The following is a 17,193-nucleotide window of genomic DNA, read 5'->3' as shown; positions in this document are numbered from 1 at the left end:
AGATCCGATCACGGAGGAGCGGAACGGCGCAACGAACGAGCGGAACGGCGCGACGAGCGAGCGGAACGGCGCGACGAGCGAGCGGAACGGCGCGGCGCGCGAGCGGAACGGCGCGACGAGCGAGCGGAACGGCGCGGCGCGCGAGCGCCGATCCCGCGGCTACACGTCTTGGAGTTCGGCGTCGCGGAGCGCCTCGTTGAGGTCCTCGCGGACGCGCTCGCCGGTCTCCCGATCCATCGCCGTGGTGACGATCCGGTTCTCCTGAACGCTGGAGCCGTCGCGCAAGAGGAGTCGGACGTTGCCGTTCGTCCCCGCGCGCGTCGCCTTCGCGCGGAGCCCCGTCCGCGAGCCCGTGCCGCCGGCGTCGATTGGACCGGGGACGATCTTCTTGACGTGCGGATGCTCCGCGACTGTCTGGACGGCCTTCCGCCCCTTGCGATCGCCGATGAGCGTGGAGTGTGAGCCGCCGATCTTCTCGCGCGGCGGCGTCTCGACCACCGCCAGCGACCGATCGCCGCGTCGGCCGAGGACCCACCGGACGACCGGGCTCACGTCCTCCGGATCGTCGCCGTCGCGCGCGTCGTTCGCCGTCGCCGCGCCGTCCCGGCCGCTCTCGCTCGCGCCGCCGTCGGGGACGCGGTAGAACTCGTGGTGGAGCTGTGCGCGGGTCTCGCGGAGCGGTTCGCGCTCCCCCGCCGCGTAGACGGTCTCGGGTCGCTTCCGTCGGACCTCGTCGGCGACGCGGCCGGCGAAGTTCCGGAGTTGAACCTCGGTCAGGCGCTCGTCGTCCTCCGGACGCGTGGTGATCGTCGTCTCGCCCACGACGGCGTCCTCGTCGAGCATCGTCAGGTGCGCGCGGTCGGTCTCGAACTCCGCGACGACCGCGTCGGCGTTGGCGGTGTTACAGGTCAGACAGTAGTCCCCCGGCCTCTCGATCGGGGTGCCACACCGCCGGCAGTTCATACCGGTCGAACGGTCGTACGGGGTAAAAGGGCGTCCGTTCGGCGTGCCACCGGCTCGTCGAGCCGCGTTCCGCGGTCGCGACCCCGTCCCGTAGCAACAGGTTATAACCTTCGCCGGTCTCCGTACCGGACATGGACGGAGATCGACGGCGCGACGGCGGGGACGGCGCCGAGGGGGACTCCGGCGACTCGCGGGCGGCCGAGGCGGACGCCGGCGAGCCGGAGACCGTCGAGGACCGGCTGGAGCGGTTGGTCCGCGACGGGCGGCTCAACGCGCTCGCCGCGTGGGCGATGATCGCGGTCCTGGCGGGGGTCCTCGTCGAGAGCGCGCTCGATTACGACCTCCCGTCGGCGGCCATCGTCGTCGGACTCGGTGCGGTCGTGCTCGCGCCCACGGCCGCGGCCCGTGACTGGCGGGCGATGCTGCCGGCGGAACTGGTCGGTCTCGCGCTGCTGCCGGTCCTCGTACGCGCGGTCTTCGGCGGCGAACTCGGCACGTTCGCGACGTACGTCGCCATCGCGGCGCTGGCGCTCGTGGTCACCGTCGACCTCCACATGTTCACGTCGCTGCGGGTGACCCACTGGTTCGCGGTCGCCTTCGTCGTGATGGCGACCCTGGCGACGGCGGCGGTGTGGACGGTGTTACGCTGGAACCTCGACCAGAGCGCCGGGACCGCCTACCTGACGACGAACGACGCGCTGATGATCGAGTGGCTGTACGTGACGCTGGCGGGGCTCGCCGCCGGACTCCTCTTCGACGGCTACTTCCGGCGGCGGGGGCGGCGCCTCCGGCGCGTCATTCGGCGGGTGGTGCGCCGATGACGCTGCTCCCCCGTCCCTCGCTCGAATCGCAGCGGCGGCTCACCGGCGCGATGCAGGTCCTCCTCGTCGTCATCGTCGCGTACGGCTTCCTCGCCGGCGAACAGAAGGCGATAAGCAACGGCGTCATGGCCTTCCTCGTCACGCTGATTCCGGCGGCGCTCGAACGTCGGTACGACCTCCCGCTGGACCCGTGGCTCGCGCTGTGGATCACGATGGCGGTGTTCCTTCACACGGTCGGGTCGGCCGGGTTCTACGCCCGGGTCGAGTGGTGGGACCACATGACACACGCGCTGTCGGCCTCGCTGGTCGCCGCGGTCGGGTACACGACGCTGCGGGCGGTCGACCTCCACAGCGACGGGATCCGGATCCCGTCGCGGTTCGCGTTCGTCTTCATCGTCGTCATGGTCCTCGCGTTCGGCGTGCTCTGGGAGCTGTTCGAGTTCGGCCTCGACATCGTCGCGACCGAAACGGGGATCGACATGCCGCTGGCGCAACACGGGCTCGACGACACGATCCTGGATCTCATGTACAACACCGTCGGCGCGGTCCTGGTGGGGCTGTTCGGACAGGCGCACCTCTCGGGCGTCGCGGAGATCGTCCGGGACCGACTGCTCGGGAGCGTGCCCGAGTAGAACCGACGGCGCGGCCGCGGCTCGAAGCTCAGTTCAGGCAGGCAGCGACGACCCGCAGCGCGGCCTCGCCCCGCACCTCGTTTGCGAGCAGCGGCACGCGCTTCACCTCGCGGGCGCGGAACAGGTCCGTCGCCTCGCGGAGCGCGTTCTGTTGGACCTCCCAGCGGCGCGCGCAGAACTCGCAGGTGTCGGGGTTCGGCTCCACGACCCAGTCGGGGTCGATCCCGTTCGCGCCCCCGCCGGTCACGTCGTCGACGCCCTCCATCACCCGATTGACGACGAGCGTGTTCACCGGAATACCGAACTCGTCGAGCCGGGCGACGAGGCGTTCCGACTCGACGACGCTCATCTCCTCCGGGATCATCACGACGCGGAAGTCGGTCTTCGCGGGGTCGCGGAGGACGGCCCGCAGGCGCTCGATGCGCTCGCGGAGCTCCTCGAGGTCGGCGGAGGGGTCGGGCTCGTCGTCGCCCCCGCCGAACATCCCCTTGATCCCGTCCATCATCCCCGAGAAGCGCTGGCGGAGCTTCATCACGCGGCCGAGCATCGAGTCCATTATTTCGGGCAGCTGGAGCAGCCGGAGGGTGTGGCCGGTCGGCGCGGTGTCGACGACGACGCGGTCGAACCGCGGGTCGTCGAGGTACTCCAGCAGCTGGCGCATCGCCGCCGCCTCGTCGGCGCCGGGCATCGTCCCGCCGAGGAGGCCGCCGAGCCCCTCCCCGTCCTCGCCCGCCGCCCCGGCGTCGGCGCCGCCCATCGGCCCGTCGCCGCCCATCCCGCCCATCGCGTCGCCCATCTCCCCGAGTCCCCCGAGCGGGTCGGCGTCGGCGCCGAACATCCCCTCCTCCATCGCGGCGTCGGGGTCGATCTCGGCGGCGTAGAGGGGAAGGTCCTCGCGGACGCGCGCCGGCTCGGCGGGGATCTCCGTCTCGTAGGTGTCGGACAAGGAGTGCGCGGGGTCGGTGGAGACGACGAGCGTCCGGACGCCGCCCGCGGCCGAGGCGAGCCCCGTCGCGGCCGCCATCGTCGTCTTCCCCACGCCCCCCTTCCCGCCGTACAGCACGTAGTCGGGCGCGTCGACGCCCGCCGGGAGGTCGGCGAGGTCGTCGTCGACGGTCAGCGCCTCGTCCGTCTCCGCGGGCTCGACGGCGGTGTCGGCCTCGTCGGCCCCCTCGTCTTCCGGCTCGTCGACCCGGTCGACCGGCTCGACGTCGATATCGTCCATACCAGCGTGTCGTTCCGGCGGACACCTGTACCCGTCGGTCCCGATAAGATAGCGTTGCGATCCGTTTCGAAAGACGGGCGATCAGTAAGGTCGCTGACTCGACGACGAGCACTCACGAAGCCCCAGCCGCTCGGTAATACGCGACCGACGAGAGGCCGGCGGTGAACACCGCCAAAGCCCCAGCCGCGAGGCCGCCGTACGCTCGTTGCGCTCCTCGGTCGCTCACTTCGTTCGCTCCCTGCGGTGCTTACGTCGCCTACGGCGGCCTCGCGGCTGCCCCTTTGAATCCCACCCGACCGCGACCGCACCACCGGAAGACGGTCCTGCTCGCTCCCTTCGGTCGCTGCGCAGGCTGCGACTTCCTTACTCCCGCTCGCTCCCTCTGGTCGCTCGCGGGACCGCGCCTCACGCCTCCCCAGCCTCGTCGCTCACGCCCTGCGGGCGCTCGCGACTCCCTCGCACGCGCTCCTCGCGGCCGCCACGGGCGGCCCCTCGGAGGCGCGCGCCACCGCACCGCCGTTCGTTTGTGAATGAACTATTCGATCACGCCCTCGCGCTCGACGTCCATCCCGAGGTCGGCCATCGCGTCGAAGAAGCCCGGGAAGGAGACGTCGACGTGCTCGGCGCCCCGGATCGTCGTCGTTCCCTCGGCCGCCAGCGCAGCGACCGCGAGCGCCATCACGATCCGGTGGTCGCCTCGGCCGTCGACGGTCGCGCCCGCGAGGTCGCTCTCGGAGCCGTGGACCGTGAGCACGTCTGATTCCTCCGTGGTCTCCGCGCCGAGCGTCCCGAGCTCCTCGGCCATCGCGGAGACGCGGTCGGTCTCCTTGTACCGGACGTGCTCGCAGTTCTCGATCCGGGTGTCGCCGTCCGCCACGGCGCCCAGCGCGGCGATCGTCGGAAGCAGGTCCGGCGTGTCACCCACGTCGACGGTCACGCCGGAGAGATCGGCGCGCTCGACCGCTATCTCGCCGGCCTCGCGGTCCCAGTCGACGGGCGCGCCCATCTCCTCGACGACCTCGACGATGGCGGCGTCGCCCTGCGCGCTCGGCCGCGCGCCCTCGATTCGGACCGTCTCGCCGGGTTCGGCCGCGACCGCGCCCGCGCCGAGCAGGTACGAGATGGACGAGAAGTCGCCGGGGACCGCGTACGTCCCGCCGCTCGGCGCGTAGGTCTGGCCGCCCGGGACGGAGAAGCCGGCGGCGCCGGCGGCGCCGTCGAGCGGGTCGCCGGCCGCGTCGACCGGGGTCGCCTCGACGCCGAAGTCGGCGAGGAGTTCGAGCGTGATGTCGACGTACGGCGCGGATTTGAGGTCGGTCGTGAGCTCGACCTCGACTCCCTCGTCGATGACCGCGCCCGCCATCAGCAGCGCGGTGACGTACTGCGAGGAGACGTCGCCCGGGATCGCGACCTCGCCGCCGGAAAGTGGGCCCGAGACGACGAGCGGCGCCTGCCCATTGCCGCGGGTCGACTCCGCGCGGACGCCGAGCTCGCCGAGCGCGTCGAGGAGCGGGCCTTGCGGCCGCGAGCGCAGCGACCCGTCGCCGGTGAGCACGCTGGTGCCGTCAGCGAGCGCGGCCGCGGCGGTGACGAGCCGCATCGTCGTCCCGGAGTTCGCGCAGTCGATCACGTCGTCGGGGACTCCGGGGCGCCCGCCGAACCCCTCGACCGCGAGCGCATCGGCGTCGTCCGGGATCTCGGCGGGTCGGTCGCCGCCGCGCTCGCTCCCGGCAGGCGCGACCGACCCGCCGAACGCGGCCACGGCGCGAGCGGTCGCCCGCGTGTCGGCGGAGACGAGCGGCGACTCGACGGTCGCGCCGCCGCTGTAGCCGGCCGCGAGCAGCGCGCGGTGCGTGTAGCTCTTCGACGGCGGCGCGCGGGCGGTCCCCCGGAGGTGTGAGCGCGTGACGTGGACGTCCATACCCACTCTGCCGGCCGCGGCGACAAGTGGGTACCGGCCGCGGCACGATTGCGCTCGGTGCGGCACCGAACTCCGAGCGCGGTCGACGCGACGGCCGAACGGAACCGGGTCCCCGCGGCGCCGCGGCACACCCTTTATATCACCGGGAGCGTTAGCGACGCGTATGCCCCAGTGTGAGATGTGCGGCGCCGACGAGGCCTCGTTGACGACGACGAAGGTCGAAGGCGCCGAACTGGAGCTCTGTAGCTCGTGTACGGACTTCGGCACCGAGGTCCGCGACGAGTCGACGGGCTCCGGCGGCGGCAAGTACTCCACTAGCTCCAGCACCGGGACGTCGTCCTCGTCGTCCGGCTCGTCCGGCTCGTCGAGCAGTTCCGGAAGCTCCGGCGGCTCGACCCGTCCCCGCGACATGTTCGACGACATGGACGAGATCGCCACCGACTACGACGAGCGGATCCGGGAGGCGCGCGAGTCGCGCGGGCTGAGCCAGGAGGAGCTGGCCGACCAGCTCAACGAGAAGGCGAGCCTCATCCGCAAGCTCGAACGCGGTGACACGCTCCCGACCGACGAGGTCCAGCGCAAGCTCGAACGCGCGCTCGACATCTCCCTGGTCGAGGGGCAGTCGGCCGACGACGCCGACTGGGAGACCGACGACGCCGGCACGATGACGCTCGGCGACGTGGTCAAGCGGAAGGACTGACGCGCGGACCGACCGGCCCGGTCACCGCCGGGCCGCGCTACTCGCTCTCCTCGCCGCCCGCGTCGCCCCTCGTCGCGCCCTCTCCCGGAACTCCGGTCCCGTCAGCGTCCTCGGCGGCCCGAACCCCGTACCGCTCCGTGAGGTAGTCGATGATGTAGTCGACGGTCTCCGGGTCGTAGCTCCAGAAGCCGTAGAACTCGCCCGGCGCCCGCTCCTCGGCGAGCAGCGCGCACTTCGCCTCGTCGTAACCGCCCCCGTCGTAGGCGACGAACCAGGTCTCGCGCAGCTCGGCGGTCCGACCCGTGTGAACGGTGTAGTGGTCCGTCTCGGGCGCCTCGCCCTCGGCGGCCGCGTACGCGTGTACGTCCAAGTCCGCCTTCTCGCCCAGCAGGTCGTACGTCTCCGACTCGCCGCTGAGCACGTCGAGCGTCTGGAACCCCGCGTGGAGCTCCCCGTTCCCGACCCGCCACGCGCGGTCCTCTATCTCCCGGGACGCGGCGACCATGTCCTCCCGGGAGTAGGAGGTGAACATCGTCTCGTCGAGGTGGTCCAACACCGGCCGTCCGACGCGGTCGCCGGCGCCGCCCCGCGCTCGGGGCTCGCCGTCTCCGGCGCTGGAACCCTCCGTCTCGTCCCCGCTCGGCCGCGACAGGAGGTCGTCGACGGTCGCGGCCGTGACGAACTCCCCGTCCCGCGCCAGCACGGCGAACTCCTCCGGCCCCGACGCGGTCTGGTCGGCGACGATCCGGACGTTCCGGTCGGCGAAGTGCCGTCGGAGCTCGTCCGTCACCGCCGGGTCGGCGTTGAACACGGTCAGCGTGGCCTCGTGAGCTTCCACGCCCGCGATGAGCTCGATGAGGGACATCTCTTGTCGGACCCACAGCGTCGGGGTATAAGGTCGTTTCTGCTCCGGAGGCCGGGAGCGCTCCTCGGAACCGAGGCTCGCGGGTGGGTCGTTGGGACGACGACTCGCCCGGGAGCGCCGCGAACCACGAAGCTATTTGCGCCGCGCCGCCCGAATGCGCGTATGTTCATCCTGGTGAACCTCAAGGCGTACCCGTGCGATCCGATCGACGTCGCGACCGCCGCCCGCGACGTGGCCGAGGCGTCCGGCGCGCGGATCGCGGTCTCGCCGCAGGCCGCCGACCTCGCCCGCGTCGCGGACACCGGCGTCGAGACGTGGGCGCAGCACGTCTCGCCGAACGCCCACGGCTCGCACACGGGGTCGACCCTCGCCGAGGCCGCCGCCGATAACGGCGCCGAGGGGACGCTGATCAACCACTCCGAGAAACGGCTGAAGCTCGCGGACGTCGACGGCTCGGTCGGGGCCGCCGAGCGCGCCGACCTCGAGACGATCGTCTGCGCGAACAACCCGGCTCAGGTCGGGGCCGCCGCCGCGCTCGGTCCCGACGCGGTCGCCGTCGAGCCCCCGGAACTCATCGGCGGCGACGTCTCCGTCGCCACCGCCGACCCCGGGATCGTCGAGGACGCCGTCGCGGCCGCCGAGGCCGTCGACCCCGCGGTCGACGTGTTCTGCGGCGCCGGCGTCTCGACCGGCGAGGACGTCGCGACCGCCGGCGACCTCGGCGCCGCCGGCGTGCTGCTGGCCTCCGGCGTCGCGAAGGCCGACGATCCCGAGGCCGTGCTCGAGGACCTCGTTAGCGGGATCTGAGTCGCCGGCACGGATCGGTCCGGCGACCGCTCGCGCCTCGACCGGCCGCGAAACGCCGCTGCGTTTGCGGATCTGTATAAAGACACCGATGTGAGCGACTCACACGATCGAGAAACCGCACGACGGCAGCGACTTTTATCTCCCGGTGGGATCGCGCCGTCTAGTAACCTTTAACCGAAACAAGCCGCTACCTATGAGCAAGATGGCGAGCAACAAAATTCTCGGTATCGACCTCGGTACCACCAACTCCGCGTTCGCGGTGATGGAGGGCGACGAGCCCGAGATCATCGCCAACGCCGAGGGCGACCGGACGACGCCCTCGGTCGTCGCGTTCGCCGACGACGACGAGCGCCTCGTCGGCAAGCCGGCGAAGAACCAGGCCGTCCAGAACCCCGACCGCACGATCCAGTCGATCAAGCGGCACATGGGCGAGGACGGCTACTCCGTCGAGATCGGCGACGAGGAGTACACGCCCGAGCAGGTCTCGGCGATGATCCTCCAGAAGATCAAACGCGACGCCGAGGAGTACCTCGGCGACGACGTCGAGAAGGCGGTCATCACCGTTCCCGCCTACTTCAACGACAAGCAGCGGCAGGCGACGAAGGACGCCGGCGAGATCGCCGGCTTCGACGTCGAGCGCATCGTCAACGAGCCGACCGCCGCCTCCATGGCGTACGGCCTCGACGACGAGTCCGACCAGACCGTCCTCGTCTACGACCTCGGGGGCGGTACGTTCGACGTGTCTGTCCTCGATCTCGGCGGCGGCGTCTACGAGGTCGTCGCCACGAACGGGGACAACGACCTCGGCGGCGACGACTGGGACGAGGCGCTCATCGACCACCTCGCCGACGAGTTCGAAAACGACCACGGGATCGACCTCCGCGACGACCGGCAGGCGCTCCAGCGGCTGAAGGACGCCGCCGAGGAGGCGAAGATCGAGCTGTCGAACAAGAAGGAGACCACGGTCAACCTCCCGTTCATCACCGCGACCGACAGCGGTCCGGTCCACCTCGAACAGTCCGTCACCCGCGCGACGTTCGAGAACCTCACCTCGGACCTCATCGAGCGTACCGTCGAGCCGACCGAGCAGGCGCTCGAAGACGCCGGCTACTCGAAGTCGGACATCGACGAGGTCATCCTCGTCGGCGGCTCCACCCGGATGCCGCAGGTCCAGGAGCAGGTCGAGGAGCTCGTCGGCCAGGAGCCGAAGAAGAACGTCAACCCCGACGAGGCGGTCGCGCTCGGCGCGGCGGTTCAGGGCGGCGTGCTCTCCGGCGACGTCGACGACATCGTTCTGCTGGACGTGACCCCGCTCTCGCTCGGTATCGAGGTGAAGGGCGGCCTCTTCGAGCGGCTCATCGAGAAGAACACCACCATTCCGACCGAGGAGTCGAAGGTGTTCACCACGGCCGCGGACAACCAGACCTCCGTCAACGTCCGCGTCTTCCAGGGGGAACGCGAGATCGCCGACGAGAACGAGCTGCTCGGCGCGTTCCAGCTCTCCGGCATCCCGCCGGCGCCGGCCGGAACCCCGCAGATCGAGGTCTCGTTCAACATCGACGAGAACGGTATCGTCAACGTCGAGGCCGAAGACCAGGGCTCGGGCAACGCCGAGTCGATCACCATCGAGGGCGGCGTCGGCCTCTCCGACGAGGAGATCGAGGAGATGCAAGAGGAGGCCGAGAAGCACGCCGAGGAGGACGAGGCCCGTCGCGAGCGGATCGAGGCCCGAAACGAGGCCGAGACGACGATCCAGCGCGCCGAGACCCTCTTAGAGGAGAACGAGGAGGAGCTCGACGACGACGAGCTCGTCGCCGACATCGAGGCGGCCATCGAGGAGGTCGAGGACGTGCTCGAAGACGAGGACGCCGACACCGACGAGATCGAGTCCGCCACCGAGGCGCTCACCGAGGAACTCCAGGAGATCGGCAAGCAGATGTACGAGGGGCAGGCCGCACAGGCCGGTCCCGGTGGTGCCGGCGGCGCCGGTCCCGGCGGTATGGGCGGTATGGGCGGCGCCGGTCCCGGCGGTGCGGCGGGCCCCGGCGGTGCCGACGACGACGAGGAGTACGTCGACGCCGACTTCGAAGACGTGGACGACGACGAGGAGTAACCCTCTCAGACCCGGTTCTCGACGTTTCGACCCCGTCGCTTAAACCGACCGACCGATCAACACCATTCAACGAACGCAACGCATGAGCGAAGATTTCTACGACGTCCTCGGCGTGTCACGGGACGCCAGCGAGGAGGAAATAAAGAAGGCGTACCGCAAGCAGGCCGCCGAACACCACCCGGACGTCAGCGACGACGAGAACGCCGAGGAGCGGTTCAAGAAGATCCAGAAGGCCAAGGAGGTGCTCACCGACGAGCAGAAGCGGAAGCAGTACGACCAGATGGGCCACGATCGGTTCACCGAGGCCGACAAGCGCGGCGCGACGGGCGGGGGCGGCGGTCCGGGCGGCGCCGGCGGTCCCTTCGGCGGCGCGGGTGGCGCCGGGGGCGCCGGCGGGTTCGAGGACATCTTCAACCAGTTCTTCGGCGGGGGCGGCGGTCGCGGCCGCGGCGGCGGTGGCGGCGGCAACCGCCCGCGACAGGGGCGCGACCTCAAGACGGGGCTGACCATCGACCTCAAGGAGGCGTTCGCGGGCGCGACCAAGGAAGTCACGCTCACGCGACCGACGACCTGTGCCACCTGCGACGGCGCCGGTCATCCCCCCGACGCCGACGTGGAGACCTGTTCGCAGTGTAACGGCCGCGGACAGGTCCAGCAGGTTCAACAGACGCCGCTCGGGCGCGTTCAGCAGACGTCGACGTGTCCCCGCTGCGGAGGCGAGGGCGAACTGTACAGCGAGGACTGCCCCGACTGCGGCGGGGACGGTGTCGTCCGCGAGGAGGCGACGCTCTCGGTCGACATCCCGGCCGGTATCCGCTCCGGACAGAGCCTCCGGATGGAGCGCGAGGGCGCTCCCGGCGAGAACGGCGGTCCGAAGGGCGACCTGCTCATCGAGGTCGACGTCGACGTCGGCGACCGGTTCGAGCGCGACGGCGACGACCTCCGCGTCAACGAGGCGATCTCCTTCCCGCAGGCCGTCTTCGGTGACACCGTCGAGGTGGAGACGGTCGACGGCAGCGTCGAGATGGACGTGCCGGCGGGCACGCAGAGCGGCGAAACGTTCCGGCTACAGGGGAAGGGAATGCCACGACTCCGTCGACGCGGGCGCGGCGACCTCTACGTTCAGGTCGGCGTGGTCGTCCCCGAGTCGCTCAACGAGGAGCAGCGCGAGGCGCTGGAGGCGTTCGCAGAGGCCGGCGGCGAGGACATCGATGTCGGCGGCGGCTTCTTCGAGAAGCTGAAGAGCTCCTTCTGAGCGGCCTCGACCGATCTCGGTCTCCGTCTCGCCTCGCCTTCCGCGGCCCGTAGCTTTTCCGTCTCTCGGCCCGTCCGCTAGACCATGGGCTACGACACGGCGGCCTACGACGACGTCGAACCGCGCGCGCCCGGCATGTACTTCCTCCGTGACGCGCTCGACTGCGAGCGCCTCGGCGTGACCGTCGTCGAGGCCGACGACGGGTGGGAGGGAATGGAACACGACCACGCCGACGCCGACCATGAGGAGGTGTACGTGCTGCTCCACGGCGAGGCGACGCTCACCGTCGACGGCGACGCCGTCGAGCTCGCTCCCGGTGACGCGGTCCGCGTCGACCCCGGATCCGCGCGCGACCTCGTCTTCTCGGCCGACGGTTCGAAGATGATCATCGCCGGCGCACCCTGACGCCGGCTCGATGATCGTCATCGCCGGCGCACCCTGACGCCGGCGTCGACTCGACCGCGTTCGGCCGCAGCTCCGCCGGCCGACGCCGCAGCGTTAAGGCTTGTCCGCCACGAGGGACTCGTATGGATCTCGTCGGCGACCTCCTCGCGCGCGACCGGCGTACCCGGGACACGGCGCTCGGTACGCCGGACGGACGGGAGCGAACCTATCACGACCTGATCACGAACGGCTACAAGGCGGCGAACGTGCTCCGGTACCTCGGCGTCCGGGGGGGTGCGACCGTCGCCGTCGACCCGACGCCGGGGTTCCACACGACGCTCGCGTTCCTCGGCGCGGCCGCCGTCGGCGCGCCGGTCCGGTTCGACCCGGAAGCGGGGATCGAGGCGGGCGACCGCGTCGTGCTCGCGCCGGTCGCAACCGCGGCCGACCTCGATCCGGCACCGGGTACGAACCTCGCCGCGTTCGGCGGATCGCCGGAGCGGGCCGACACCACGCACTGGGAGCAGGAGCTGTGGAGCGAGAACCCGGGGACGCCACCGAGCGAGGTCGGTCCCGCGGACGCCGCCATCGTCGGACCGAACCGGGAATTCAGCCACCGCGAGCTGTGTTCGCTCGCCGCGGCCGCCGTCGAGGAGGCCCGGCTGAACGAGGGGACGCGCGTGGTTCTCCGTCGACCCTTCTCGGACCCCCCGGCCGTCGCGGCCGGCCTCGTCGCTCCGCTCTCCGTCGGTGGGACCGCCGTGCTCGCGTCGCCGCGCGCCGACGGCGAGGCGGACGACGACGCCGACGAACCCCGCGGCGACGTGGCGGTGGCTCCGGCGGATGTGGCCGTACCGGAGCCGCGACGCGTCGATCCGGCGTCGCTCGCCTCGGCGGCCGAATGACCGTCCCCGATTCGGACTCCCGAATCAGTCGTCCGCGGGGTTCGGCTCCGCCGGCACTCGCTCTCCGTGTCGCAGGCAGGCGGACTCGTGGTCGGGGGCGTGAACCGTCCGTTCGGGGACGGTCTCGGCGCAGGGCGTCCTGATCGCGTCTGCGAGGACTTCCCCCGCTCGCTCGGCGTCGTCCTCGAACAGGTGTTCGATCGCCTCCGAGAGCGTCCGTTCGAGGTCGGGGTCGTCGACCGTCTCGCCGATGTCGAACTCGTGGCGGATCTCCTCGCTGACCGCCGATTCCGTCGGTTCCGTTCCGCCGGCCGCGAGGTTCTCGCGGATCTGTTCGACGTCGACTTCGCCTGCGGCGACGTTGTCGCGGAGGTTCAACAACCCCCGCCAGTCCTCCTGGTCGATGTCGACGCCCTCCGGCTGGATCACCTTGTGACACCGCGTGTGGAACCGACAGCCGCTCGGCGGGTTCGTCGGGCTCGGCACGGTGCCTTTCAGCTCGATACCGCCGACTTTCGACCGCGGGTCCGGCGTCGGTATCGACGATAGCAGCGCCTCGGTGTAGGGGTGCTGCGGGTTCGTGAAGATCTCCTCGACCGGCCCGATCTCGACGATCTCGCCGAGGTACATCACGGCCACGCGGTCGCAGACCTGCCGGATTACGGACATGTCGTGGCTGATGAACAGCAACGACAGTCCGAACTCCTCTTGGAGGTCGTTGATCAGCGAGAGGATCTCCGCCTGGATGGAGACGTCGAGGGCGCTCACCGGTTCGTCGGCGATGATGAGGTCCGGATTCAACACGAGCGCCCGGGCCAGCGCGATCCGCTGCTTCTGGCCGCCGGAGAACTCGTGGGGATACCGGTCGAAGTCGCTCGCCGAGAGCCCGACGCGTTCGAGTAGGTCCTCGACGATCGCACGTCGTCGGTGGCGGTCGTTCATGCCGTGGACCTTGAGGAGTTCACCGACCGCGTTCCCGACCGACATCCGCGGGTCGAAGCTGGATGACGGGTCCTGGAATATCATCTGTGCGCCCCGCCGGAACTCCATCAGCTCGTCGTCGTCGAACTTCGTCACGTCGTTGGGATGCGTCCCGTCGGAGTTCCGCGTCGCGCCCTCGCGACCGTTCCCGTTGAAGATGACCTCTCCCGAGGTCGGCTCCTCCAAGTGGATGACCGAACTCGCCGCGGTCGACTTCCCGCAGCCGGACTCGCCGACGAGCCCGAGGGTCTCGCCCTCCGCGATGTCGAAGCTGATCCCGTCGACGGCGCGGGCGGCGCCGACCTGCCGGTTGAAGATACCCTTCCGGATCGGATAGTGCTTCTCCAGGTCGCGGACCGACAACAGCGGCTCAGTCATCCGCGGGCCCCACCTCGCTTTCGCCGTCGGTCGGCGCGGTTCCGTCCCCGTCGATCGGCCCGAACTCGTCGTTCCGGACGATCGAGGGGTTTCCGCCCGGGCCGTAGTGGACACAGGAGACGCGTTGGCCCGGCGCTACCTCCACCTCCTCGGGCTGTTCGCCCGTGCGGCACGCCTCCTCGGCGTACTCGCACCGCGGCGCGAACCGGCACCCCTCCGGCGGGTCGTAGGGGTCCGGGAGGGTTCCCGAGATCCCGCCGCCGGTCCCGCCGAACTCCGGGAGACACTCCAACAGCTGCTGGGTGTACGGATGCCCGGGGTGATCGAAGATGTCGAGCACGCCGCCCCGCTCCATCACCTTCCCGGCGTACATCACGACGATCCGGTCGGCGATCTCCGCGACGACGCCGAGGTCGTGCGTGACGAACAGGATTCCCATCTCGAACTCCTCCTGGAGGTCGTCGAGGAGCTTCAGGATCTGCGCTTGAACCGTCACGTCGAGCGCGGTCGTCGGCTCGTCGGCGATGAGCAGGTCGGGGTCACCGACGAGTGCCATCGCGATCATCACGCGCTGTTTCTGTCCGCCGGAGAACTCGTGGGGATAGTCGTCGAAGCGCGAACTCGCGTTCGCGATCCCGACGCGGTCCATGAGGTCGACCGCCCTCGCGCGGGCCTCGTCGTCGGAGACGTCCTGATGGATCTGAAGCGCCTCGACGATCTGCCACCCGACGGTGTAGCAGTGGTTCATCGCCTCCTGCGGGTTCTGGAAGATGTGCGCGATATCGTTGCCCCGAATCTGCCGGAGCTCCGACTCGGGGAGCGACAGCAGGTCGCGCCCATTGTACCGGACGGTCCCCTCGATCTCGCCCGGCGGCGTGTTGATGATCCTGGTGATCGACTCCGTCGCGACCGTCTTGCCGGACCCCGACTCGCCGACGATACAGACGGTCTCGCCGGTGTCGACGCTGAAGTCGATCCCGTCGACCGCGGTGAGGGTTCCGTTGTCGGTGCTGAACGTCGTCGTGAGGTTCTCGACCTCGAGTAGTGGTTGATCGGCAGACATTATCCGTTCTCGGCCTCCGCTTCGGGGTTCAACGCGTCCAACAGCGCGTCGCCGAGGAAGTTGAACGCGAGGATGGTCAGGAACAGCACGATACCGGGCGCTAACACGATCCACGGGGCGAACGAGAGGTCGCTCCGGCCGGTGGCGATGAGCTGTCCCCAAGAGGGAACCGTCGAGTCGCCGACCCCGAGGAACGCGAGCTGCGCCTCCGCGAGCAGGAAGCCGGGGATGAGCAGCGTGAGCTGCGTGATGATGCTGCTCGCCGCGTTCGGCACGACGTGCCCGCGGATCACCTGATACGTGCTCGCGCCGCTGATGCGGCTCGCCTTGATGAACTCCTCTTCGGAGATAGACAGCGACTTGCTCCGGATGTACCGGGCGGTGCCGCCCCAGGCGAACAGCGAGAAGACCACGATGAACATGCCCAGCCCCGCGCCGTAGATGTAGAGGATGAGCAGGAACATCAGGAACGTCGGGAACGAGAGGATGATGTCGACGAACCGCATCATGATCTCGTCGACCCAGCCGCCCGAGTACGCGCTCAGCGTCCCGAACGTGATCCCGATCGTGGCGACGATGGTCGTCGTGATGAACCCGATCTGCATGCTGATCGTCATCCCGTAGACGATCATCGTGAACACGTCCTTCCCGCCCCCCGTGGTTCCGAGCGGATGTTGCCAGGTCCCGTAACACCGACCGTTCATCACCTCGCCGACGCAGGTCGCTGGCGTCGTGTCCGCGACGGAGGTGAACACCGGCGGCTGGTAGGCGATGAGGAGGTCCTGCTGTGGCGCGTTCAGGATCAGCGGTCCGACGATGCCGCCGACGAACACGACGCCGAGCCAGCCGAGGCTCACGACCGCCGGCCGGTTGCGCCTGAACTCCTTCCAGTAGTACCGCGTCATCCGCGGGTTCTGGTACAGCGGTAAGACGAGGTACCAGAACGCTAAGAACAGCGTGAAGATGAAGAAGAAGTCGAGCGTCTCCAGATTCTGCTCGAGGCCGATAAACTCGAACGTCGGAGTCCGCTCACCGAGGAACTGCCAGTCGTACACGCCGAGCAGCGCGAGCGGGATCGTCGTCAGCAGCATCCCGAGCGAGTTGACGGACAGGTCGAACCGCCCCGACCGCGAGAGGTCGTTCCAGTCGACTTGATCGAATCGTTCGGATTTCTCAGTAGCCATTGTTCTCCGTTGTGTTACCTGTCATCGTAGCTGATCCGCGGGTCGAGCACGGTGAACACGAGGTCCTCGATGAGGTTCCCGATGACGGCGACGAACGTGAAGAACAGCGTCGTCCCCAACACGAGGTTCGTGTCCTGTTGGATCAGCGCGTTGTACGTCAACCGTCCGAGCCCGGGGATACCGAACACGACCTCGACGAGCAGCGACGCGCCGAGGAACAGCGCGAGGAGCTGTCCGACGAGGGTCGTCGAAAGCGGGACGAGCGTCGGCCGCATGACGTGGTAGGCGTACGCGCGGAGCGGTGATACTCCCTTCGCCTTCGCCGTCTTCATGAAGTCGGCGTTCTGGAACTCCGCGGACTCGTTCCGGGAGACCCGCATGACGGCGCCGATCGATCCGGTGACCAGCACGAACACCGGCAGCGTCAGCTGGATCGCGTTCTGAACGCTGAACACCGGAACCTCCGGCTTGTAGATGACCGGTATCCACTCCAGCCACACCCCGAAGATCAACAGCAGGATGATCCCGAAGAAGAAGTTCGGGATGGCGTAGCCGAAGAAGGCGAACCCGGTCGCCGCGTGGTCCTTCCAGCTGTACATGTTCGCTGCGGAGTAGACGCCGACGAGCGGCCCGAGGATGATCGTGAGGATCGTCCAGGGGATCGAGTACTGCGCGGTGTAGTACAGCGCGTTCGTGACCGCCTCGGTCACGGGCATACTGGTGCTCACCGACCAGCCCCAGTCGAGCGTGTAGACGTTCCGGAGGAAGTCCATGTACCTGACGTACAGCGGCTCGTCGAGCCCGCGCAGCTCGCGGACCCGCTCGGCGGCCTCCGCCGGGTCGCCCCCCTGGAGCGCCGCCTGCGTCGCCGCCCGCCGGACGGCCGGGTTCGGGGCGGCCGAGAGCAGCAGGAACGTGACCGTGACGATGATGAGCGATACCACTGCCGCCCAGAGGACCCGAGCGCTAACGTATCTTCCAAATCCCATGTGATGT

Annotated in this window: 16 protein-coding genes; 8 read left to right on the top strand and 8 right to left on the bottom strand. The window is 69.6% G+C overall.

The features are described from left to right. Positions 1–159: 159 nt before the first annotated feature. A complete protein-coding gene (locus EXE45_RS08530) occupies positions 160–963 on the bottom strand; it encodes a DUF2103 domain-containing protein (protein WP_092921123.1) in 804 nt (267 codons plus the stop codon). A gap of 131 nt (positions 964–1,094) precedes the next feature. On the opposite strand from EXE45_RS08530, the gene EXE45_RS08525 reads away from it, so the two are divergent. Together EXE45_RS08525 and EXE45_RS08520 are read left to right on the top strand one after the other, a co-directional pair. Next, a complete protein-coding gene (locus EXE45_RS08525) occupies positions 1,095–1,784 on the top strand; it encodes a hypothetical protein (RefSeq protein ID WP_092921124.1) in 690 nt (229 codons plus the stop codon). Further along, positions 1,781–2,416: a hypothetical protein gene (locus tag EXE45_RS08520; RefSeq protein WP_092921125.1), complete on the top strand. Its 636-nt coding sequence runs from the start codon at positions 1,781–1,783 to the stop codon at positions 2,414–2,416. Before EXE45_RS08525 ends, EXE45_RS08520 begins: the two co-directional genes overlap by 4 nt. A 28-nt stretch (positions 2,417–2,444) precedes the next feature. Here the strand turns inward: EXE45_RS08520 and EXE45_RS08515 are convergent, their stop codons facing one another. Both EXE45_RS08515 and aroA read right to left on the bottom strand, forming a co-directional pair. After that, the gene (locus EXE45_RS08515) at positions 2,445–3,641 is read right to left on the bottom strand and encodes a TRC40/GET3/ArsA family transport-energizing ATPase (protein WP_092921126.1); all 1,197 of its coding nucleotides are present in this window, start codon (positions 3,639–3,641) and stop codon (positions 2,445–2,447) included. A 535-nt stretch (positions 3,642–4,176) separates the two neighbouring features. After that, on the bottom strand, positions 4,177–5,562 hold the full coding sequence (aroA, locus tag EXE45_RS08510; protein ID WP_137694053.1) for a 3-phosphoshikimate 1-carboxyvinyltransferase: 1,386 nt from the start codon (positions 5,560–5,562) through the stop codon (positions 4,177–4,179). A gap of 163 nt (positions 5,563–5,725) precedes the next feature. On the opposite strand from aroA, the gene EXE45_RS08505 reads away from it, so the two are divergent. Beyond that, positions 5,726–6,262 (top strand): multiprotein bridging factor aMBF1, encoded by a 537-nt coding sequence (locus EXE45_RS08505; protein WP_092921128.1) that lies wholly within the window; start codon positions 5,726–5,728, stop codon positions 6,260–6,262. A 37-nt stretch (positions 6,263–6,299) separates the two neighbouring features. Here EXE45_RS08505 and EXE45_RS08500 read toward each other — a convergent pair whose 3' ends face one another. After that, positions 6,300–7,127: a DICT sensory domain-containing protein gene (locus EXE45_RS08500; RefSeq protein ID WP_092921129.1), complete on the bottom strand. Its 828-nt coding sequence runs from the start codon at positions 7,125–7,127 to the stop codon at positions 6,300–6,302. Positions 7,128–7,289: 162 nt separating this feature from the next. Between EXE45_RS08500 and tpiA the strand changes: the two genes are divergently transcribed. The 5 genes from tpiA (at position 7,290) to EXE45_RS08475 (ending at position 12,591) form a co-directional block, all read left to right on the top strand. Continuing rightward, positions 7,290–7,934: a triose-phosphate isomerase gene (tpiA, locus tag EXE45_RS08495; protein WP_137694052.1), complete on the top strand. Its 645-nt coding sequence runs from the start codon at positions 7,290–7,292 to the stop codon at positions 7,932–7,934. A 193-nt stretch (positions 7,935–8,127) separates the two neighbouring features. Continuing rightward, entirely contained in the window at positions 8,128–10,047 is a 1,920-nt protein-coding gene (dnaK, locus tag EXE45_RS08490) for a molecular chaperone DnaK (protein ID WP_137694051.1), read from the top strand. 82 nt (positions 10,048–10,129) lie between these two features. Next, on the top strand, positions 10,130–11,302 hold the full coding sequence (gene dnaJ / locus EXE45_RS08485; RefSeq protein WP_137694050.1) for a molecular chaperone DnaJ: 1,173 nt from the start codon (positions 10,130–10,132) through the stop codon (positions 11,300–11,302). An 84-nt stretch (positions 11,303–11,386) separates the two neighbouring features. After that, positions 11,387–11,707 (top strand): cupin domain-containing protein, encoded by a 321-nt coding sequence (locus tag EXE45_RS08480; RefSeq protein WP_092921133.1) that lies wholly within the window; start codon positions 11,387–11,389, stop codon positions 11,705–11,707. Positions 11,708–11,829: 122 nt separating this feature from the next. Continuing rightward, positions 11,830–12,591 carry a hypothetical protein gene (locus tag EXE45_RS08475; RefSeq protein WP_137694049.1) on the top strand — a complete coding sequence of 254 codons (762 nt, stop codon included), beginning with the start codon at positions 11,830–11,832 and terminating at the stop codon, positions 12,589–12,591. A gap of 24 nt (positions 12,592–12,615) precedes the next feature. Here EXE45_RS08475 and EXE45_RS08470 read toward each other — a convergent pair whose 3' ends face one another. From EXE45_RS08470 to EXE45_RS08455, 4 genes are read right to left on the bottom strand one after another with little or no spacing between them, the layout of a single operon-like run. Next, positions 12,616–13,950, bottom strand: coding sequence for an ABC transporter ATP-binding protein (locus EXE45_RS08470; RefSeq protein ID WP_137694048.1), 1,335 nt, complete (start codon positions 13,948–13,950; stop codon positions 12,616–12,618). After that, positions 13,943–15,013: an ABC transporter ATP-binding protein gene (locus EXE45_RS08465; RefSeq protein ID WP_137694047.1), complete on the bottom strand. Its 1,071-nt coding sequence runs from the start codon at positions 15,011–15,013 to the stop codon at positions 13,943–13,945. The genes EXE45_RS08470 and EXE45_RS08465 overlap by 8 nt, the downstream gene beginning before the upstream one ends. Next, positions 15,013–16,197: an ABC transporter permease gene (locus tag EXE45_RS08460; protein ID WP_092921137.1), complete on the bottom strand. Its 1,185-nt coding sequence runs from the start codon at positions 16,195–16,197 to the stop codon at positions 15,013–15,015. The genes EXE45_RS08465 and EXE45_RS08460 overlap by 1 nt, the downstream gene beginning before the upstream one ends. 14 nt (positions 16,198–16,211) lie before the next feature. Further along, positions 16,212–17,186, bottom strand: coding sequence for an ABC transporter permease (locus EXE45_RS08455; RefSeq protein WP_092921138.1), 975 nt, complete (start codon positions 17,184–17,186; stop codon positions 16,212–16,214). Between the last annotated feature and the right edge of the window lie 7 nt (positions 17,187–17,193).

The sequence above is a fragment of the Halorubrum sp. SP9 genome, from assembly GCF_005435015.1.
Classification (GTDB): Archaea; Halobacteriota; Halobacteria; order Halobacteriales; family Haloferacaceae; genus Halorubrum; species Halorubrum sodomense.
Note: the sequence above shows the minus strand (reverse complement) of the source record. Positions and strands in the feature narration are given on the sequence as shown.

What these genes read in the sequence shown, in the direction of transcription:
- EXE45_RS08530 (WP_092921123.1), bottom strand. Translation starts at nt 963, where the DNA reads ATGAACTGCCGGCGGTGTGGCACCCCGATCGAGAGGCCGGGGGACTAC.
- EXE45_RS08525 (WP_092921124.1), top strand. Translation starts at nt 1,095, where the DNA reads ATGGACGGAGATCGACGGCGCGACGGCGGGGACGGCGCCGAGGGGGAC.
- EXE45_RS08520 (WP_092921125.1), top strand. Translation starts at nt 1,781, where the DNA reads ATGACGCTGCTCCCCCGTCCCTCGCTCGAATCGCAGCGGCGGCTCACC.
- EXE45_RS08515 (WP_092921126.1), bottom strand. Translation starts at nt 3,641, where the DNA reads ATGGACGATATCGACGTCGAGCCGGTCGACCGGGTCGACGAGCCGGAA.
- aroA (WP_137694053.1), bottom strand. Translation starts at nt 5,562, where the DNA reads ATGGACGTCCACGTCACGCGCTCACACCTCCGGGGGACCGCCCGCGCG.
- EXE45_RS08505 (WP_092921128.1), top strand. Translation starts at nt 5,726, where the DNA reads ATGCCCCAGTGTGAGATGTGCGGCGCCGACGAGGCCTCGTTGACGACG.
- EXE45_RS08500 (WP_092921129.1), bottom strand. Translation starts at nt 7,127, where the DNA reads ATGTCCCTCATCGAGCTCATCGCGGGCGTGGAAGCTCACGAGGCCACG.
- tpiA (WP_137694052.1), top strand. Translation starts at nt 7,290, where the DNA reads ATGTTCATCCTGGTGAACCTCAAGGCGTACCCGTGCGATCCGATCGAC.
- dnaK (WP_137694051.1), top strand. Translation starts at nt 8,128, where the DNA reads ATGAGCAAGATGGCGAGCAACAAAATTCTCGGTATCGACCTCGGTACC.
- dnaJ (WP_137694050.1), top strand. Translation starts at nt 10,130, where the DNA reads ATGAGCGAAGATTTCTACGACGTCCTCGGCGTGTCACGGGACGCCAGC.
- EXE45_RS08480 (WP_092921133.1), top strand. Translation starts at nt 11,387, where the DNA reads ATGGGCTACGACACGGCGGCCTACGACGACGTCGAACCGCGCGCGCCC.
- EXE45_RS08475 (WP_137694049.1), top strand. Translation starts at nt 11,830, where the DNA reads ATGGATCTCGTCGGCGACCTCCTCGCGCGCGACCGGCGTACCCGGGAC.
- EXE45_RS08470 (WP_137694048.1), bottom strand. Translation starts at nt 13,950, where the DNA reads ATGACTGAGCCGCTGTTGTCGGTCCGCGACCTGGAGAAGCACTATCCG.
- EXE45_RS08465 (WP_137694047.1), bottom strand. Translation starts at nt 15,013, where the DNA reads ATGTCTGCCGATCAACCACTACTCGAGGTCGAGAACCTCACGACGACG.
- EXE45_RS08460 (WP_092921137.1), bottom strand. Translation starts at nt 16,197, where the DNA reads ATGGCTACTGAGAAATCCGAACGATTCGATCAAGTCGACTGGAACGAC.
- EXE45_RS08455 (WP_092921138.1), bottom strand. Translation starts at nt 17,186, where the DNA reads ATGGGATTTGGAAGATACGTTAGCGCTCGGGTCCTCTGGGCGGCAGTG.